The 17,574-nt window shown below is 55.9% G+C and carries 12 protein-coding genes; all 12 read left to right on the plus strand.

What is annotated here, in order from left to right:
• Positions 1–34 precede the first annotated feature (34 nt).
• The 12 genes from ACQ4W7_RS19440 (at position 35) to ACQ4W7_RS19495 (ending at position 17,549) form a co-directional block, all read left to right on the plus strand.
• Entirely contained in the window at positions 35–1,228 is a 1,194-nt protein-coding gene (locus ACQ4W7_RS19440) for an acyltransferase family protein (protein WP_436532599.1), read from the plus strand.
• A 199-nt stretch (positions 1,229–1,427) separates the two neighbouring features.
• Complete coding sequence (locus ACQ4W7_RS19445) at positions 1,428–2,570, plus strand: acyltransferase family protein (RefSeq protein WP_436532601.1); 1,143 nt, start codon at positions 1,428–1,430, stop codon at positions 2,568–2,570.
• A 432-nt stretch (positions 2,571–3,002) separates the two neighbouring features.
• Complete coding sequence (locus ACQ4W7_RS19450; protein ID WP_436532603.1) at positions 3,003–5,261, plus strand: DUF4962 domain-containing protein; 2,259 nt, start codon at positions 3,003–3,005, stop codon at positions 5,259–5,261.
• 588 nt (positions 5,262–5,849) lie between these two features.
• Entirely contained in the window at positions 5,850–7,073 is a 1,224-nt protein-coding gene (locus ACQ4W7_RS19455; protein ID WP_426072794.1) for a glycosyltransferase, read from the plus strand.
• A gap of 85 nt (positions 7,074–7,158) precedes the next feature.
• Complete coding sequence (locus ACQ4W7_RS19460; protein ID WP_426072795.1) at positions 7,159–8,148, plus strand: glycosyltransferase family protein; 990 nt, start codon at positions 7,159–7,161, stop codon at positions 8,146–8,148.
• A 52-nt stretch (positions 8,149–8,200) separates the two neighbouring features.
• The gene (locus tag ACQ4W7_RS19465; protein WP_495542747.1) at positions 8,201–9,544 is read left to right on the plus strand and encodes a phenylacetate--CoA ligase family protein; all 1,344 of its coding nucleotides are present in this window, start codon (positions 8,201–8,203) and stop codon (positions 9,542–9,544) included.
• Positions 9,545–9,615: 71 nt separating this feature from the next.
• The gene (locus ACQ4W7_RS19470; RefSeq protein WP_426072797.1) at positions 9,616–10,686 is read left to right on the plus strand and encodes a glycosyltransferase family 4 protein; all 1,071 of its coding nucleotides are present in this window, start codon (positions 9,616–9,618) and stop codon (positions 10,684–10,686) included.
• Positions 10,683–12,680, plus strand: coding sequence for a heparinase II/III family protein (locus tag ACQ4W7_RS19475; RefSeq protein WP_436532606.1), 1,998 nt, complete (start codon positions 10,683–10,685; stop codon positions 12,678–12,680). The genes ACQ4W7_RS19470 and ACQ4W7_RS19475 overlap by 4 nt, the downstream gene beginning before the upstream one ends.
• An 11-nt stretch (positions 12,681–12,691) precedes the next feature.
• Positions 12,692–14,002 (plus strand): nucleotide sugar dehydrogenase, encoded by a 1,311-nt coding sequence (locus ACQ4W7_RS19480; protein ID WP_436532608.1) that lies wholly within the window; start codon positions 12,692–12,694, stop codon positions 14,000–14,002.
• Positions 13,983–15,248, plus strand: a complete 1,266-nt coding sequence (locus tag ACQ4W7_RS19485; protein WP_426072800.1) for a glycosyltransferase family 4 protein — start codon at positions 13,983–13,985, stop codon at positions 15,246–15,248. The genes ACQ4W7_RS19480 and ACQ4W7_RS19485 overlap by 20 nt, the downstream gene beginning before the upstream one ends.
• A 109-nt stretch (positions 15,249–15,357) precedes the next feature.
• Complete coding sequence (locus tag ACQ4W7_RS19490; RefSeq protein WP_426072801.1) at positions 15,358–16,812, plus strand: mannose-1-phosphate guanylyltransferase/mannose-6-phosphate isomerase; 1,455 nt, start codon at positions 15,358–15,360, stop codon at positions 16,810–16,812.
• Between the two features lie 179 nt (positions 16,813–16,991).
• Complete coding sequence (locus ACQ4W7_RS19495; RefSeq protein WP_426072802.1) at positions 16,992–17,549, plus strand: FxDxF family PEP-CTERM protein; 558 nt, start codon at positions 16,992–16,994, stop codon at positions 17,547–17,549.
• Positions 17,550–17,574: the final 25 nt, after the last annotated feature.

Consider the following 17,574-nt stretch of genomic DNA (forward strand, 5'->3'; position numbering starts at 1 on the left):
GGGCTGTATTTCTATATTTGTTCTGAAAGTAATAATGGACGTTGTAAGTTTTTTGCCTGCCATGGCGAGTCTGCTGCTGGCATTACTTTGTTGTGCTCTCATTGCTAAAAGATGGGGAGCGCCACCACTTGCCGGACGCTATGCGTCAATCGATGGCTTGCGTGGTTACCTGGCATTTTTTGTATTCTTGCACCATGGTTGCATATGGTACTTTTATGTGCGCTACGGCGCATGGAATGTGCCGCCATCGGCTCTCTATACGAATTTTGGACATGCCAGTGTCGCCATGTTTTTCATGATTACCGGTTTCTTGTTTTATGCAAAATTACTCGCTGCGCGTAGTAGGGGAGTCGACTGGGGGAAGCTGTATGTCTCCCGGATTTTGCGCCTGACACCGCTGTATCTGTTTGCCATGGTGCTCTTGTTTATTACCGTCGCTTGTCTTTCTGGTTTTCGCAGGCAAGAAACATTGCCCGCATTATTGATGCATGCCGCACAATGGCTAATGTTTACTTCCCTGGATGCACCAGATCTGAACGGCATTAAAAATACTACACACATTATGGCAGGCGTCACATGGTCGCTGCCTTACGAATGGCTGTTTTATCTTTTGTTGCCATTATTGGCTTTACCCCTGCGCATCATGCCGCCGTGGCCATATTTGCTGACGAGTACCTTGGTGTTTTTGAGCGTGCTGACAGCCGCGATAATAAGACAGGCCCCTGTTCACCACTTTTTGGCATTCTTGGCGGGAATGACTGCTGCCGTACTAGTCCTTTCACCTACCTTTTGCCGACTTTGTGAAAGCCGACTTGCAAGCATTTTCACTGTTGTCTGTATCGTCACCGCCTGCCTGGCCTTCGCTTCTGCGCATGAGTTTGGATCATTATTGCTTCTATCCATAGCTTTTGCAATGATTGCGGGCGGGGCCAGCATATTTGGCATTCTGCATACTGCCGTATCACGCACTTTTGGTGAATTCGCATACAGTATTTACTTGTTGCATGGTTTGTTGCTGTTCGTGACGTTTCATTTTGTAATTGGCCGCGAGCGTGCCATGACATTTTCTCCCTTGTTGCATTGGTCAATCATCTTATTGTTGACCCCGTTACTAGTATGCATTTGCTTCATGACATTTAGACTCATCGAGCAGCCGGGTATGCGACATGTCAATGCTGTAACAGCATATTTTCGCCGGATATCCCGCCATGCCAAATCAAGTGTCTGACTCGCTTGCCGCCCAAAGCGTGGCCGATGCCCGCTACCAAAGGAATCGCGTTTGGATCGTCGTGGGCAAGCAGTAGCCCAGTAATGGCGGCATGTCGCTCCGATTGCCAACTATCGTTCCCGATGTGCTTGCTCGCAAGGCCTGGAATGCCTGCTACTTGAGAGGCGAATTTTTTAACCTTCGTTAGTCGAGCTAGTCTATGCAGAGAATTCCTTCGAACACATCAATCTGGCTCAATGTCATGCGCGCCTTGTCAGCCCAAGCTGTTGTTATCGGGCATGCCAATTACCTGTTCTTTGACCACGCCGCAGGTACAACTGGTGCGCTTGCATGGTTGGTGAACATGTGCGGCTCTGGAGCCCACAAAGCAGTTATCATGTTTTTTGTCATGAGTGGTTTCCTGATTGGCGGGCCGGTCATTGAGGCAATGCGATCACAACGCTTCGATTCGTTCAAGTATTTCATCGATAGATTGACTCGATTGTGGATAGTTATCCTGCCCGCCTTATTAATGACAGCCTTGCTCGATGGGTTGGCTTTTAAATACGGTGGCGGTGACGCTTTACTTTCCAGCCGCGCCCCCTTTTTTCCTGAGTGGTGGAGCAGCTTGGAGCCAGACTCTATCAAGACATTTGTATTGAATGCATTTTTTTTGCAAATGATTATCGGTTTTCAGTATGGAACGAATCTTTCGCTGTGGAGTATTTCCAATGAATTCTGGTATTACATCTTATTGCCGGCTGGCTTGGGTATATTTGTTTTCAAGAAAAATGCGAGAATTTTATGCCTGCTCTTGAGTTTTTTTGTCGTATTTTTATTTATTTATTCGGCAAAGCCGAATGATGAGGGTAGACCGCTGGCCTATTTTATGATGTTTGTAATTTGGATGATAGGAGCCGCTGCTTATTGTTTTTACGAGAGTATATGGCGGCGCTTCTTCGCGGCTTTTTTTCTTGTTGTCGGAGTTTTCATGTTTATTTTGTTTAAACGTATTTACCCAGATGCCCTCGGTTATGATTTCGCGCTTGGATTTTTTACGGTTTTTCTTGTTTTGATATCAATGGATATTTCTGCCAATTATCTGAAAAAACTGTCGGATTTTTTTTCCGGATATAGCTTTTCTTTATACGCACTACACCTGCCATTGACTTTCTGTATCATGAGTTTCGACCCCCAGTTGGCAGCGCCACAGCCTATTCGCTACGATACGGTGCTTCGTTTCATGCTGTATTTGTTGGCGATTAATGGCGCATCCATTCTCCTCTGGGCGCTAACCGAACGGCACACGGCTACCGTGAGGCGGTTTGTGTTTGCAAAACTGACAAGTCCGCGCGTTGCCTGAGATTGGATATGTGTTCTTCTCACATTTTAATAGCTTGAATTTTCTGTTGCATAGAGTATATGGTGGTTAGTCGCTGTGGAATATGTGGCAAAATATATAAATATTCCATTAAATTATCATTTTCCATTCGCCGCATTTAATTCATCTTGAAATATTTCATCGGAAATATATTTGTCTAATAATGTTTTATTTGTTGCAATTATCGTATCCAAGTTTTTGTTTTATCCCATTGTTATGACTATTTGTTGGATCAGGACAACGCTATAATCTTATATCCGGTGTATAGTTGGGCGATTAAGAAGCAGGTGAAATAGCGGTTAGTGCTAATACATAATGATTATGCGGTTTGCATTTTTATGCGGCAGCCTAGCCGGCCCGATGAGGTGATATCGCTTCCTGTCGTATCCGATTATTTTTTTGTAGGAGCCAATAATGGTTGATCATAAGTTATTTTTTTCAGTTGCTCTTGGACTGGCGCTGAGTGTGATGGCTGGAGCCAGTCAGGCTGACTGGGCCGAGTCGAAAGAGGTGTTCATTGTCCGGCCTGCGCCAGTCGACCGGCAGATACAGGCGCAAAATCCGCCTGCCTTTGGGTGGGCACAATATCCTGGTACAACCGCGCCACCGTCCTATGTTGTTGAAGTTTTAAAGAATGGTGTCGTGTTCGCCACATATACGGCTAAGCGTACCTTTTACCTGCCGACGACGGCATTTGGCGCCGGCCAGTACAGCTGGCGCGTGCGTCCCAGTACCAATACCGATTGGTCGACGCCGCGTACCTTTACGATAGATAGCTCTTCACAAGCGTTTGAAGTGCCCGACAACGAGTTAATCAGGAGCAAAGTGCTGGCGCATCCTCGTCCTCGGCAGCAACGCGCGGATTTTCTGCCTTTGAGTGCTTGGACACCGGCCTTGCGCACAGCGCGCGGGGCTGCACTGACTCGCCTTACGGCACAGGTAACCAGTCTCATGCCGGGTGGTGCCCGTGCGCTGGCTGCACCATCGGATTCGCTTTGGCCAGTGACGTCAAGTACGCAATCCGCAGCGCGCACTGCGTATGTCACCCAGATTTCTCAAGCCATAGGCAGCGCAACCAATCAAATGTTGGGTGCGACACTGTTGTATCAACTTACACGTGAAAGCAAATATCTGCAAGAAGCACTGGCACGCGGTAATCAGTTGGCGGTACTTGATCCTGGGGGCATGACCAGCTATGTCAATCATGATATGGCGACACGCAGCATCATGTTGACATTGGCCAAGTGCTCGGACTTGCTGTCGGTCGAGTTGAGCAAGGATCCGCAGCGCAAAGCACTCTGGATGGCGGCCATTTCTGCGCGTGTCAATCCTATGTATGCTGATCTGATCAAAAATAATTACAGGTTAGATCAAACCCCCTTCGATGCTCATGGCGTGATAGCGCTCGGCTATCTGGCGGTGATTTCCACGCTCACGATGGGCGATATCCCTGCTGCGGCTACCTGGTTTGATTTTTCTTTCCGCTCCTATGTCAACGCGGTGTACGCCTGGAGTGGTCCCGAAGGCGGCTATGCGAATGGTACTTCCTATGCGATGTTTAATACGGAGTATGCCCTGCAGTTATGGCAGCCGATGGCTGAAGCGACTGGAGTGAATATTTTCACTAAGCCGTGGAGTAATGGCTTTGCGCGTTATCTGATGCATTTCTTGCCTCCAGGTGCGCCAGGACAGGTATTTGGCGATCAACATGAGGGTGATATATATAATTTTGTATTGAAGGGTTTCGCGTCGCGCTTCAAGACACCTCAGGCTGCCTGGTATGTCAAGAATATCGTTGGCGAAGAGGCCGATCTGACTTTGTTTCAGGCGCCCTATCCTCTGCCTGTTGAGACGGTGACTGCGACACCCGTACCGCCGCCCAATGCCGCCTTGTATCCGACTATCGGATGGGTCGCCATGCATAGTAATCTGGCGGACCGTGCTCGTACTTCCGTATATTTCAAATCCAGTCCCTATGGTTCGTATAATCATGGTCATGGCGATCAGAACTCGCTGGTGATCGATAGTGGCGGGCGCCGTTTGCTGATTGAGGCAGGATATGAGGATTATTATTATTCGCCGCTGGTGATGTCTTGGTATCGCCAGACTAAATCGCATAATGCTATTACGTTCAATAATGGCATAGGCCAGCTAATCAACGATAACGTCAATAACCTGAGCCGAAATGGCAAGATCACGGCATTTTCTACGACCCCGACGTTGGATTATGCGGCTGGTGATGCGACTCCGGCCTATGGCGGAGCGTTGACTTCGGCAGTGCGCAAAGTATGGTATTTGCGTGGACAAGACGCGGTGGTGGTGGTGGACAGGCTTTCCGCACCCACAGCGATGTCGTTCGAATGGAATCTGCATGCGGCTGGACCGATCGCCAAGGAGAGTGCAACTGCCGTGAAGATTACCAAGATTGATCGTACCCTGTGCATTACTTCATTGGGCGGCGAGGCCAATAGCTACCAGCTGCGCTCGGGACCACCGCCGGCCCCAGGTAAAACCGAAGATCATGGTGCATTTGTGAAAACGAATGTTGCACAGACTGGCGAATTTATTGTATTGCTCGATGTCGGCTGCAAGCGTCCGAAGACGACTCTAACCACCACGGCCACTGGCAAGCAGTTGATGGTTGGGGCACAGGCGATCATGATTCCGAACTAATAGATAGAGGTTGTGTGTCAAAGATCTTTGATTAGCTGTAAAAAACCTGCAGCGTAAACTGAACCCCAAAAGTTGGACACCAATTTTTGGGGTTTTTCATTTCGACGTACAGTGAGCAATTTAAGCTCGACATTGACCGGCAATATTTGTCCGGTGCCGTGGGTATAAGCAGCTGGCCGACGAGCACAATCTGCATCATTTAACTGTGAGATTGTGGATTGAATTGCATGCAGCGCATGGCATTGACGGTCAGGTAAAAAAGGTCAGCTATTACAATGCAGAGTCCAAGTTCTCTGTGTTGCAGTATATGTGAGCCGCTGTACGGAGCTCAGCCCTGGATAAGCTGGCAAACTAAACCGTCCAACTATATGGGGCCAGTTCAGGGGCAGGTTTTTTATGTGCGGATGAGCGATGGTAGTGCAAGCGAAAGTGCGGGGGGGGATTTTTTTGTCAATGAAGCTGACTTTTTGTTAATTATTTGCCTTGGCGCGGGTATGATATGCCTGTTCTTTGAGATCGATGGCCGCGTAGCTGCCATCGATCCCTCTTCAGCGTCTTTCATTGACGGGCTTATATGGGATGTTTGCCTTGAAATCACACAACGTATTTCGATTATTGCAACTTGTACCTGAGCCCTTGCCAACCTTCCGTGTCGACGTGGCCACCCTTTTCGGCAAATACCTGCCGCTTCATGGCGTGATATGCGACATCGTTGGCAGGGCCGGCAAGGGGGAGTTGGTGGAAGGTGCGTATATGACACAGGCGCGTCCCGCCGAGTATTCCAGCCGCTTGCGCCAAGAGTGGGCATTTTTCAAGCTATGCCTCGGCCGTGTCTTGGCGACCAGTAAAAAGCAGTGTGACTTGATCCAGGTGCGAGATATGGTCTCCATCGGTCTGCTGGCGATGCTGATGGCTCGTTGCAAGGGTATCCGGTTTGCATATTGGGTATCATTTCTGATGAGTGAAGGGCGCATCGCGCGTGCCCGATCCTCAATTGCCGCTGGCAGGGGCAAGCGTTACTACATCGTGTTGTTGAAGGGGCTGGTTGAGCGCTTTCTCCTGTACCGATTTGTGCTGAAATGGGCGGACCATGTTTTTGTGCAAAGTGAAGCGATGAAGCAATTGATGGTAGAACGAGGTGTTGCAAAAGATAAAATCACCGCCGTGCCGATGGGCGTCGACATGGACATGCTGCATGCGGAAGGATTGGCGCCACGCCGCCTGGCCGGCTGGGAAGACGTCCCCGTGCTGGCTTATCTCGGCACGCTGGATAGCTCGCGCGAGCTGACGGTGCTGCTCGATGCGCTGCTGCTTCTGCGCCGCCGCCAGCCATCGGCACGTTTGCTATTGATCGGCGATTCGCCGACGGCATCCGATGTGCCCGCCTTGATGGCTTACGCGGCGGGCCTTGGCCTTGCCGATGCCATTCATATTACGGGCTGGCTGCCGTCGCTGCAGGCGCTGGCCCTGCTGCGTGGCGCTGATGTGGCGCTTTCCTATGTGCCACGCGGCGCGCTGTTCGATTACAGTTCGCCGACCAAGCTGCTCGAATACCTTGCGCTGGGCATGCCTTGCGTGGGTAATGACAGTCCGGACCAGGAAAATGTGTTGCGTGCAAGCGGTGCCGGCTGCCTGGCGGCCAGCACCGCTGAGGCGATGGCCGAACAGATCGGCGTCATTCTTGCCGACCTGCCTGCCGCTCGTTTGCTTGCGGCCGTCGGCCCGGCCTTTATTGAGGAACAGCGCAGTTACCGGGTTCTGGCCAGCCGGCTCGCCACCGTGTACACAGAGGAAATTGCTCAGAAGCCATAATATTGTAACAATCCTGTGCACTGCAGCAAAATGCTGGACGATGTCGCTATGCTATGTGATAATGTTTTTTTGAAAATATTTTCTGATGATTCAAATAATCCTTTCCCAAGCTGGCGGCTACCAGGACGTTGTCGCCTATCTGCAGCAGCAGGGGGGTCACGTCAGTAACATGGGGCCGGATCGTGGCCGTGGTTCGTCGTTTCGCGGAAAACTGTCAATCCTGTCTGCCATGGTGTCGCCCAAGCTGTGGGGTGTGCGCAAGCTTTGGGGCAGCGACGATATCGTGCTTCTGATCGGTTGGCAGGCGCTACCCATCCTGGCGATGATACGGTGCGGCCTCGTGAAGCGTCCGCGCAAGCTGCTGGTGATGGCGTGTTTCGTCCATTCGGTGCGGGCGCGCCGTTGTCTGAATCTGCTTTGGCGCGCGCTGCGCTTCCCCGGGATGGGCTTTGTCGCCTTCTCGAAAGGGGAGGGGGATAATTTGATCAAGGCCGTCGGCATGGCGCCGCAAGACGTGCATTTTCACCTGTGGCGGCAGGAACTCTATGGTTTTGGCGGCGCTGCGGCGGCGGTCGAGGGCGACTATGTGTTCGCCGGCGGTTATTCCAATCGCGACTATGACTTGTTGTTGCAGGCCATGGCGGGCGTCAATGCCCCGCTGGTGGTGGTGGCTGCAGAACGCAATCACATCGCCGTGCCGGAGCAGTCGCGTGTTACCCTGCACCGCGATTTGCCGGAGGCGCAGTTCGAGAGTCTGCTTGCCGCCAGCCGCGTGGTTGCCATGCCCTTGAAAAGCCAGGGTGAGGCATGCGGGCAAAGCGTGCTGTTGCGGGTGTTGCGCAACCGCAAACCGCTGGTGGCGACGTGGCATGAGGCGATCGAAGCATATCTGGGCAGCGATTATCCAGGATTCGTCCCGCATGATGATGTCGAGGCCATGCGCGCGACCCTCGAGCGTGCCGTCGAGGACGCCACATTTCGGAAAGCATTGAGCGATGCGATCGTACAGGCGGAGTCCCGCCTGGCCAAGGTCGGCAGTCCAGGTGAGGAAATACATCGTTTCCTGCTGCTCTGATGCTTTCCATTCCACTCCTATCGGACACCCCGTTGCGGGAGCCACTGTGAATATGTCTTCAATCAAGAACGAACTGCGTTTCGGCATGCGAGCCATGTTGCGCGATAATTTTTTGTTGCGGCGTGCCATGGACCGTCTCGCTGCACATGAGCGCATGAGCGTCGACGAGTTGACGCACTATTCTCAGCTGCGCCTGCATGCAAGCATGCAGCACGCGATACGAACGCTGCCTCATTACGCGGCCATGCCAAGCGGTTTTACGCCAGCCAATGCGGCACAGGTATTGCGCGAGCATTTTCCCGTGATCGACAAGGCGACCCTGCTGGCGCACCGCGCGGCGCTGTACCCGCATCTGGGCCACAAACGCCCGTGGCAGGCGGCTGGGCAGACCAGTGGCACGACCGGCACGCCGTTGACGATTTTTCGCAGCATGCAGTCTGTGTTGATGGAAAACGCCTTTATCCAGCGCCACTGGAGCTGGTCCGGCTACACGCCCCAGGTGACGCGCGCAACCTTGCGTGGCGACATGGTGGCGGGGATCAACCAGACCAGACCGCCATTCTGGTTCTGGAACCGCTATAACCGCCAGTTGTTGCTCTCGTCGCGGCACCTGACCGAGGCGCATGCCGATGCGATCATTGACCGCCTGGAACAGGCGGCGCCGGCCATGTTGCAAGCCTATCCATCGACAGCCTATACGTTGGCCGGTTTCTTGCAGCGGCGGGGGCGCCGGCTATCCATACCGTATGTGTTTACAGCATCGGAACCGCTGTATCCGCATCAGCGCGCATTGATCGTCCAACGCCTGGACGCCACCATCATGGATATGTATGGCATGGCGGAGCGCGTGGCGTTCGCCACCGAATGCGAACACGGAAACATGCACTTGAACAGTGATTATTCCCATGTTGAAATCCTGGACGAGCATGGCGAGCCGACCGACGGGGAAGGCTTCGTGGTGGGAACGACCTTTCATAATCTGGCCATGCCGCTGCTGCGTTACCGGCTCAGCGACCGGACGCGCTGGAAGCCCGGTCGCTGTGATTGCGGCAGGCCCTTTCCCATGATCGAGCCCGTTACCGGCAAATTTGAGGACATCATCACCGGCAGCAGCGGTGCAGTGATCAGTCCATCGGTGCTGACGTTCGCCTTCAAAGGTGTCGATAACATCCTCAAGTCGCAAGTGGCGCAAGTGGGTACTGCGCGCTGGGAAGTGCGTCTGCTGCCTGGCCCCGCCTTTTCCGATAGCGACAAGCTCAAGCTGCTCGACAATATCCACACCATGGTCGATTCCGGCGTCAGTGTGAATGTGGTGCTGAAGGCGGACTTGCCCAATACGGCGGCGGGGAAATTCCGTTGGGTGGTCAATGAGACGAGTGCCCACGCAGCTAGCTAGTGCCGAGTGGCATGGCCATGTGCGGTAGGGCCCCACCGGCTGGCGGACAATGATAAATTACCGGATTCGACATGAAAAAAATTCTGATGGTCGGCACCAGCCTGAACACCATGGGCGGCATTGCTGCCGTGGCGCGCGTCTACGAGAGCGCGGGCCTGTTCGAGCGCTATCGCGTGCATTACCTGGCCACGCATTGTGATGGCGGGCCCGTGGCCAAGCTGCGCATCATGTTCTGCGCCTATGCGCGCTTCCTGGGCATGCTGCTGACCGGACAGGTAGGCCTGATTCACGTGCATGTCGCCTCGCACGCGAGCTTCTGGCGCAAGTCGGGCTTTTTCCTGCTTGCCTTCCTGTGCCGCGTTCCCAGCATCCTGCACTTGCATGGCGGCGGCTTTGCCGCTTTTTATGAGCGGCAGTGCGGTCCGTTGCGGCGCGCATATATCCGCTACATTTTCAATCATGCGTCGCGCGTGCTGGTACTGTCGAGCGGCTGGCAGGCCTGGGTGCGCGGCATGAGCCGCAATCCGCATGTCGAGATCATGTTCAATCCGATGTCGTTGCCGCCTATTGTCACACCATGGTCTGCACGGCAAGCTGGAAGCGTGTTGTTCCTGGGTAAACTAGGTCAGGCAAAGGGCGTATATGACCTGCTGCAGGCATGCGCCGAACTGACGCAACGTTGTCCATCGCTGCACCTGGCGTTAGGTGGAGATGGCGACCGTAGCGCCGTGCAGCAACAAGCCGATGCGCTGGGGGTGGCGCGGCACGTCGACTTGCTGGGCTGGGTACAAGGCGAGCAAAAGACGCGCCTGCTCAATAGTTGCCGCATCTACGTCTTGCCTTCGTATTTTGAAGGCTTGCCGATGAGCATACTGGAGGCGATGGCCTGTGGCGTGCCCGTGATTGCTACGGCGATCGGTGGCATTCCCGAGGCAATACAAGATGGGGTGGAGGGATATCTGCTCGCCCCCGGCGACGTCAATGGGCTTGCTGAGCGGATCGCACGCTTGCTGTCCGACGACGCGCTGGCGCAAAGAATGGGCGCCGCGGGGCGCAGCAAGGTGGAGCGTCAGTTTTCCACGGCGGCGGTCATGCCGCGCCTGGAGCAAATTTATAACGACTTGGGGTTGAGTGCTGTATGACATCGTTAGCATGGAAAATCAACCGCTTGAAATTGATGGGCGCGCCCGAAGTTGCCTGGCGCGTGCAGCAATTGCTGCAAAAAAAAGCCAGCAAACTTGGCATCGGCTTGCTGCGCCGCGTGCCTGCGCCGCAATTGACGCGTATGGGCCAGCCTTTCCTGGCTGGCGATGGCCGCGATACCGATAGCGTGGCCTTGCGCGCCGCAGCCGATGCCGTGCTGGCGGGCCGCTGGAATGTCTTCGCCTTGCTTGGTGCGGAACTGGGTTTCCCGCCGCAATGGAACCGCGATCCGAAAACAGGTACCGTGGCGCCGGTGACCCTGGGCAAACAGATCGATTACCGCAGCGAAAAAGTGGTTGGTGATATCAAATACTTGTGGGAACCGAACCGACACCTGGAACTGGTGGCGCTGGCGCAGGCATGGAAAGTGACGGGCGAGCAGCGCTACGCTGACGGTGCGCGTACTTTGCTGCAATCGTGGTTCGAGCAATGCCCGTATCCGATGGGCGTGCATTGGACCAGTTCACTTGAGCTGGCGCTGCGCCTGCTGAACTGGGCCTGCGCCTGGGAATTGCTGGGCGGCCTTGCGTCGCCGTTGTTTCAGGGCGAAGCGGGGCAGCGTTTCTTGCAGCAATGGCTCACCGCCATCTACCAGCATAGTCACTTTATTTCAGGTTATTTTTCGCGCCACTCGTCAGCGAACAACCATTTGTTTGGCGAATACATGGGCTTGTTTGTAGCCAGTACTGTGTGGCCTTGCTGGCCGGAAAGTACGAGATGGCAGGCGCTGGCGCGCAAGGGGCTGGAAGAGGAGGCGCTCAAGCAAAATACGCCAGATGGCGTGAACCGCGAGCAAGCCGTCTATTATCAGCATGAGGTGATGGACATGATGTTGCTGTGCCAGAGGATCGGTCAGGCCAACGGTGCGGGCTTTTCCATGGCGTACTTGCAGCGCCTGGAGCGCCTGGCTGAGTTCATCGCGGCGCTGATGGACGTGGACGGCAACGTGCCGATGACGGGTGATGCTGACGATGCGCAGATGGTGCGTCTGGCGCACGAGGATGGCTGGCATCGCTACCGCTCGCTGCTGGCCAGCTGCGCCGTGCTGTTTGGCCGCGCCGACTTCAAGCGCAAGGCCAGCCATTTTGACGACAAGAACCGCTGGCTGTTCGGTGTGGCGGGCTTGCAACATTGGCAGGCGCTCAATGGCGGCTTGCCCGAGGCGCCCGTACTGGCCTTTCCCGAAGGCGGTTACTTTCTGCTGGGTAGTCATTTCGGCACGCCGGACGAGGTGCGCCTGGTGGCGGACTGCGCACCGCTCGGCTATCTTTCCATCGCTGCGCATGGACATGCCGATGCGCTGGCATTTACCCTCTCGGTGGGTGGCGAGGAATTGCTGATCGATCCCGGTACCTATGCCTATCACACGCAAAAAAAATGGCGTGACTACTTTCGCAGCACGCCCGCGCACAACACGATAGCCGTCGATGGCCTGGACCAGTCTGAAATCGGTGGCAATTTCATGTGGCTGAAAAAAGCCAACGCGCGCATGATTGCTCATGAAACGAATTCCGAAGTGCAAGTTTTTGAGGGCGAACACGATGGCTATGGCCGCCTGGCCGATCCCGTGCTGCACCGGCGTCGTATCGAGTTCAACTTTAATAATAAATGCATTGTTGTAAAAGACATATTACAATGTACAAATGTACATGATATTGCCTTGCATTGGCAGTTCGGCGAGAGCTGTGATGTGAGCCTGGTAGATGGGCAAGTGCAGGTGCGGGGGCAACGTAATGGCTTGCGCATGATGTGCACGCACGGTATCCCGGAAGTGTTGCGCGGTAGCGACACCCCGCCCGGTGGCTGGATATCGCGTCGCTTCGACGAGAAATTGCCCATTGCCAGCGTTGCCTGGCGCGTGCAGGTGCATGGCACAACTGAAATCGTGACGCGAATCGAGCTGATGCCGTTTGCGTCGCCAGCTAATTATTGAGGGAGCATATTTTGAAAATCAGTATTTTTGGCCTCGGCTATGTGGGTGCAGTATCGGCCGGTTGCCTGGCAACGGATGGACATGAAGTGATCGGTGTCGATCCGAACAGGACCAAGGTGGAACTGATTAACCAGGGCACCACGCCCATCATCGAAAAAGATATCGGCGAGATGATCGCCGCCACCGTGAAGAGCGGCCACTTGCGCGCCACCTTCGACGTGCGCGACGCCGTCTTTGGCTCGGACATGTCGCTCATCTGCGTGGGCACGCCTTCTCAGCTGAATGGCAATCTGGACCTGAGCCACGTGCGCAAGGTGTGCCAGGAAATCGGCGCCGCCATCGCCGAGAAGGACAGCTTCCACGTCGTTGTGGCGCGCTCGACCATGCTGCCCGGCTCCATGCGTTCGCTGGTCATTCCGACGCTGGAAGCGGCCTCGGGCAAGGTGGCCGGCGTTGATTTCGGCGTGTGCAACAATCCGGAATTCCTGCGCGAAGGCACGGCGGTCTACGATTACTACAACCCGCCGAAGACGGTCATCGGCGAATCCGATGAAAAGGCCGGCGCGCTGCTGGTGCAGTTGTATGAAAAGATGGATGCGCCGCTGGTGCGTACGGACGTCGAGACGGCCGAGATGGTCAAGTACACCGACAACACCTGGCACGCAGTGAAAGTGGCGTTCGCCAATGAAATCGGCAATATCTGCAAGGCCGTCGGCATCGATGGCCACAAGGTGATGGAAATCTTCTGCCAGGACACCAAGCTGAACCTGTCGCCCTACTACATGAAGCCGGGCTTTGCCTTTGGCGGCTCCTGCCTGCCGAAAGACGTGCGTGCGCTGACCTACAAGGCGCGCAGCCTGGACCTCGATTTGCCTTTGCTCAACTCCATCCTGCCGTCGAACCAGCGGCAAGTGGAAAAGGGCATCAAGATGATCGTTGACAAGGGCGCGCGCAAGGTGGGCATCCTGGGCTTCTCGTTCAAGGCAGGCACGGACGACTTGCGCGAGTCGCCGCTGGTCGATGTGATCGAGTATCTGCTGGGCAAGGGTTACGAGCTGAAACTGTACGACAAGAACGTCAACCTGGCCGCCCTGACAGGCGCCAACCAGGATTACATCCTCAACCACATTCCGCACATTTCCAAGCTGATGGTGACGAACATGCAGGACGTGCTCGATTTTGCCGACACCATCGTCATCGGCAATGGCGCGGCCGAATTCAAGACCGTGCCCGCCAGCCTGCAGCCGCACCAGCACATCGTCGACCTGGTGCGCATCAGCAAGGAACAAAGTGGAGAGCAATATGACGGCATCTGCTGGTAACAAGGTGGCAGGTGCGCCACGCCGCGTGCTGATCCTGGTGGAAAACTTGCCGTCGCCGTTCGACCGGCGCGTCTGGCAGGAAGCGACTACCCTGCATGCGAATGGTTACGAAGTGTCGATCATCTGTCCCACGGGCAAAGGTTACGAATCGCGCTACGAAGCCATCGACGGCATCCATATCTACCGCTACCACCTGCCGCTGGAAGCGGAAGGGGCCAAGGGCTATCTGGTGGAATATTCGCTGGCGCTGTTCCACACTTTCCGCCTGGCGTGGAAAGTGCATTTCGCGCGCGGTTTCGACGTCATCCACGCCTGCAATCCGCCCGATCTGCTGTTCCTCATCGGCGGCTTCTTCAAGTTGACGATGGGCAAGCGTTTCCTGTTCGACCACCATGACATCAATCCGGAGCTGTACGAAGCGAAGTTTGGCCGGCGCGATTTCTTTTATAAACTGATGGTGCTGTTCGAACGCTGGTCGTTCCAGAGCGCCGACGTGTCGATCGCCACCAACGAGTCGTACAAGAAGATCGCCATCGAGCGGGGCGGCATGAAGCCCGAGGATGTCTACGTGGTGCGTAGCGGACCCAAGCTGGACCGTTTGCGCGTGCTGCCGCCCGTGCCGGCACTCAAGAAGGGCCGCGCCTACCTGGTCGGCTACGTGGGCGTGATGGGCGCGCAGGAAGGCATCGACCTGCTGCTGCAGGCGGCGCAATACATCGTGCAGACCTTGCAGCGCGAGGACGTGCACTTCGGCCTGGTGGGCGGCGGCACCTCGCTCGAACAGATGAAGCAGATGGCGCAGGACATGGGCATCTCCGACTACGTGACCTTTACGGGACGCGTGCCGGACCAGCAATTGCTGGAAATGCTCAACACCTCGGACGTGTGCGTGAACCCGGACGTGGCGAACGAGATGAACGATAAGTCGACCATGAACAAGATCATGGAATACATGGCCCTGGGCAAGCCTATCGTGCAGTTCGACTTGGTCGAGGGCAAGGTTTCCGCACAGCAGGCATCGCTGTATGCCTTGAAGAACGACCCCATCGACATGGCGCGCAAGATCGTCGAATTGCTGGACGATCCGGCCCGCCGCGAGCAGATGGGGGCGTTCGGTCGTCATCGCGTGATCAATGAGCTGGAGTGGGAATATGAAGCGCCCAAGCTGCTGGCCGCGTATGCGCGCCTGTTTCCCGCTGCCGCGCCCGCCGCGCCGGTGACCTTGAGCAAGGATGGCGGCGGATAGCGCCGTACAACCGCGCCGTGCGCGGCGTGCTGGGCGGCCTGCGGATCGCCTGAAGGATTATAGTGTCGAGCGTGCATGCTCCTCAATAAACTGTTTGTGAAGTGAAGCCATGAAAATTTACCCAGTTATCCTGTCCGGCGGTTCGGGCACCCGTTTATGGCCGCTGTCGCGCGCCGTGCTGCCCAAGCAACTGTTGCCGCTGGTAACGGACAAGACCATGCTGCAGGAAACGGCGCTGCGCGTGACCAGCCTGTCCAACCGCCGTGCCGGCGATAGCGGACTGGCCGGTTTCGACGTCATGCCGCCGCTGGTGGTGTGCGGCAATGAGCACCGCTTCATGGTGGCCGAGCAACTGCGCGAGATCGGCTTGCCGCCGCTGGGCATCTTGCTTGAACCGGTGGGGCGCAACACGGCGCCGGCCGTGGCCGTGGCCGCGCACTACCTGCTGGCCATCGACCCGCAGGCGCTGATGCTGGTCTTGCCGGCCGACCATGTCATTACCGATGTGGCCGCGTTTCACCAGGCCATCGCCCAGGCGGCGCTGCTGGCGGCCGATGGCGCGCTGGCCACCTTCGGCATCGTGCCGACGGCGCCGGAAACTGGCTATGGCTACATTCGCAGCGGCGCGCCCGTGAGCCCGGATGCTGTGGGCTGCAAGGTCGAGCGTTTCGTGGAAAAGCCGGACCTGGCCACGGCGCAGTCGTTTCTGGCCGCCGGTAATTATTTCTGGAACAGCGGCATGTTCCTGTTCCGCGCCGAACGCTTTCTGGGTGAGCTGGGGCAATTCCAGCCGGCCATGCTGGCCGCCAGCGAGGCGGCCGTGCGCGACGGTTACCGCGACCTCGATTTCTGCCGCCTGGAAGAGAAAGCCTTCGCCGCCTGCCCGTCCGATTCGATCGACTATGCCGTCATGGAGCATACGGCGCATGCGGTGGTGCTGCCGGCCGCCATCGGCTGGAGCGATGTCGGTTCCTGGTCGGCCCTGTGGGAAGTGCAGCAGGGGGACGCCAACGGCAACGTGGTGCGCGGCGACGTGTATCTCGATGGCGTGAGCAATTGCCTGGTGCGCGCCGAACGCCGCATGGTGGCCATGCTGGGCGTGCAGGATCTGATCGTGGTGGAAACGGACGACGCCATCCTGGTGGCGCACAAGGACCAGGTGCAGCGCGTCAAACAAGTGGTCGATCACTTGAAGCAGGCGGGGCGCAGCGAACACGTGCAGCACCGCAAGGTGTACCGCCCGTGGGGCAGCTATGAAGGCATCGATATCGGCGAGCGCTTCCAGGTCAAGCGTATCACGGTCAATCCGGGCGGCAAGCTGTCGCTGCAGATGCACCACCACCGCGCCGAGCACTGGGTGGTGGTCAGCGGCACGGCCAGCGTCACCTGCGGTGAGAAGGTGACCTTGCTGACGGAAAATGAATCGACGTATATCCCGATCGGTATGACCCACCGGCTGGAAAACCCGGGCAAGCTGCCGCTACATTTGATCGAAGTGCAGTCGGGAAGTTATCTGGGCGAAGACGATATTGTGCGCCTGGAGGATGTCTATCAGCGCGCCTGATGTGCGGTTTCACGATATCCGCACAGTGAAACTATTGGCTTCAAGAATGATGCTATAAAGTAACTTTTTATTAAACAATAGTTAACACAAAGAATTGCTTTATGCTATGATTCTGCCTGGTTTGATCAGATAACTCATGTGGATGCAAGCGCATCCACAATCACGCTCGGTGGAATCGCATGAAGAAAAATACGTATTCGGTGCTGGCTGCGCTGGCCTTTGCCAGCTCAGCTTTGTTCGCGCAGGCAGCCTTTGCCGCGCCCGTCGACATCAGCTCCACGCCTGGCGCCGTCAATCTGGCAGCGGGCGGTTCGCTGACCTTCGGCGACAAGTTTAAAAATAATCAAAAAAGCAATTTTTTCAATGACCTGTTTGCATTTAACGTGAGCAAGGCCAACGACCTGAGTGTGGTGCTTTCTGCGCGCAGCAGCAGTGCGAAGAATGGCCTGAACCTGACGGGTTTTGGCTTGTACAGCAGCGTCGGCAATACCTTGCTGCTGGGCGGTGATCAACTACTGACCGGCATCGATGACAAATGGACCCTGTCGTATGCGAATCTGGCGGCCGGTTCCTATTATTTGAAAGTCAGCGGCAACGTGGTGTCGAATACGGGCGCGGCTTTCAGTGCGAACGGTAGTCTGGTATCGGCCGTGCCTGAGCCAGGTACGTATGCGATGTTGCTGGCGGGCTTGGGCCTGCTGGGCTTCATGGCACGTCGTCGCCAGAAGGCGGCTTGAGCCTGGCCTGGCTGATTGGTATCCT

The sequence above is a fragment of the Janthinobacterium algoris genome (assembly GCF_051380935.1).
Classification (GTDB): domain Bacteria; phylum Pseudomonadota; class Gammaproteobacteria; order Burkholderiales; family Burkholderiaceae_D; genus Janthinobacterium.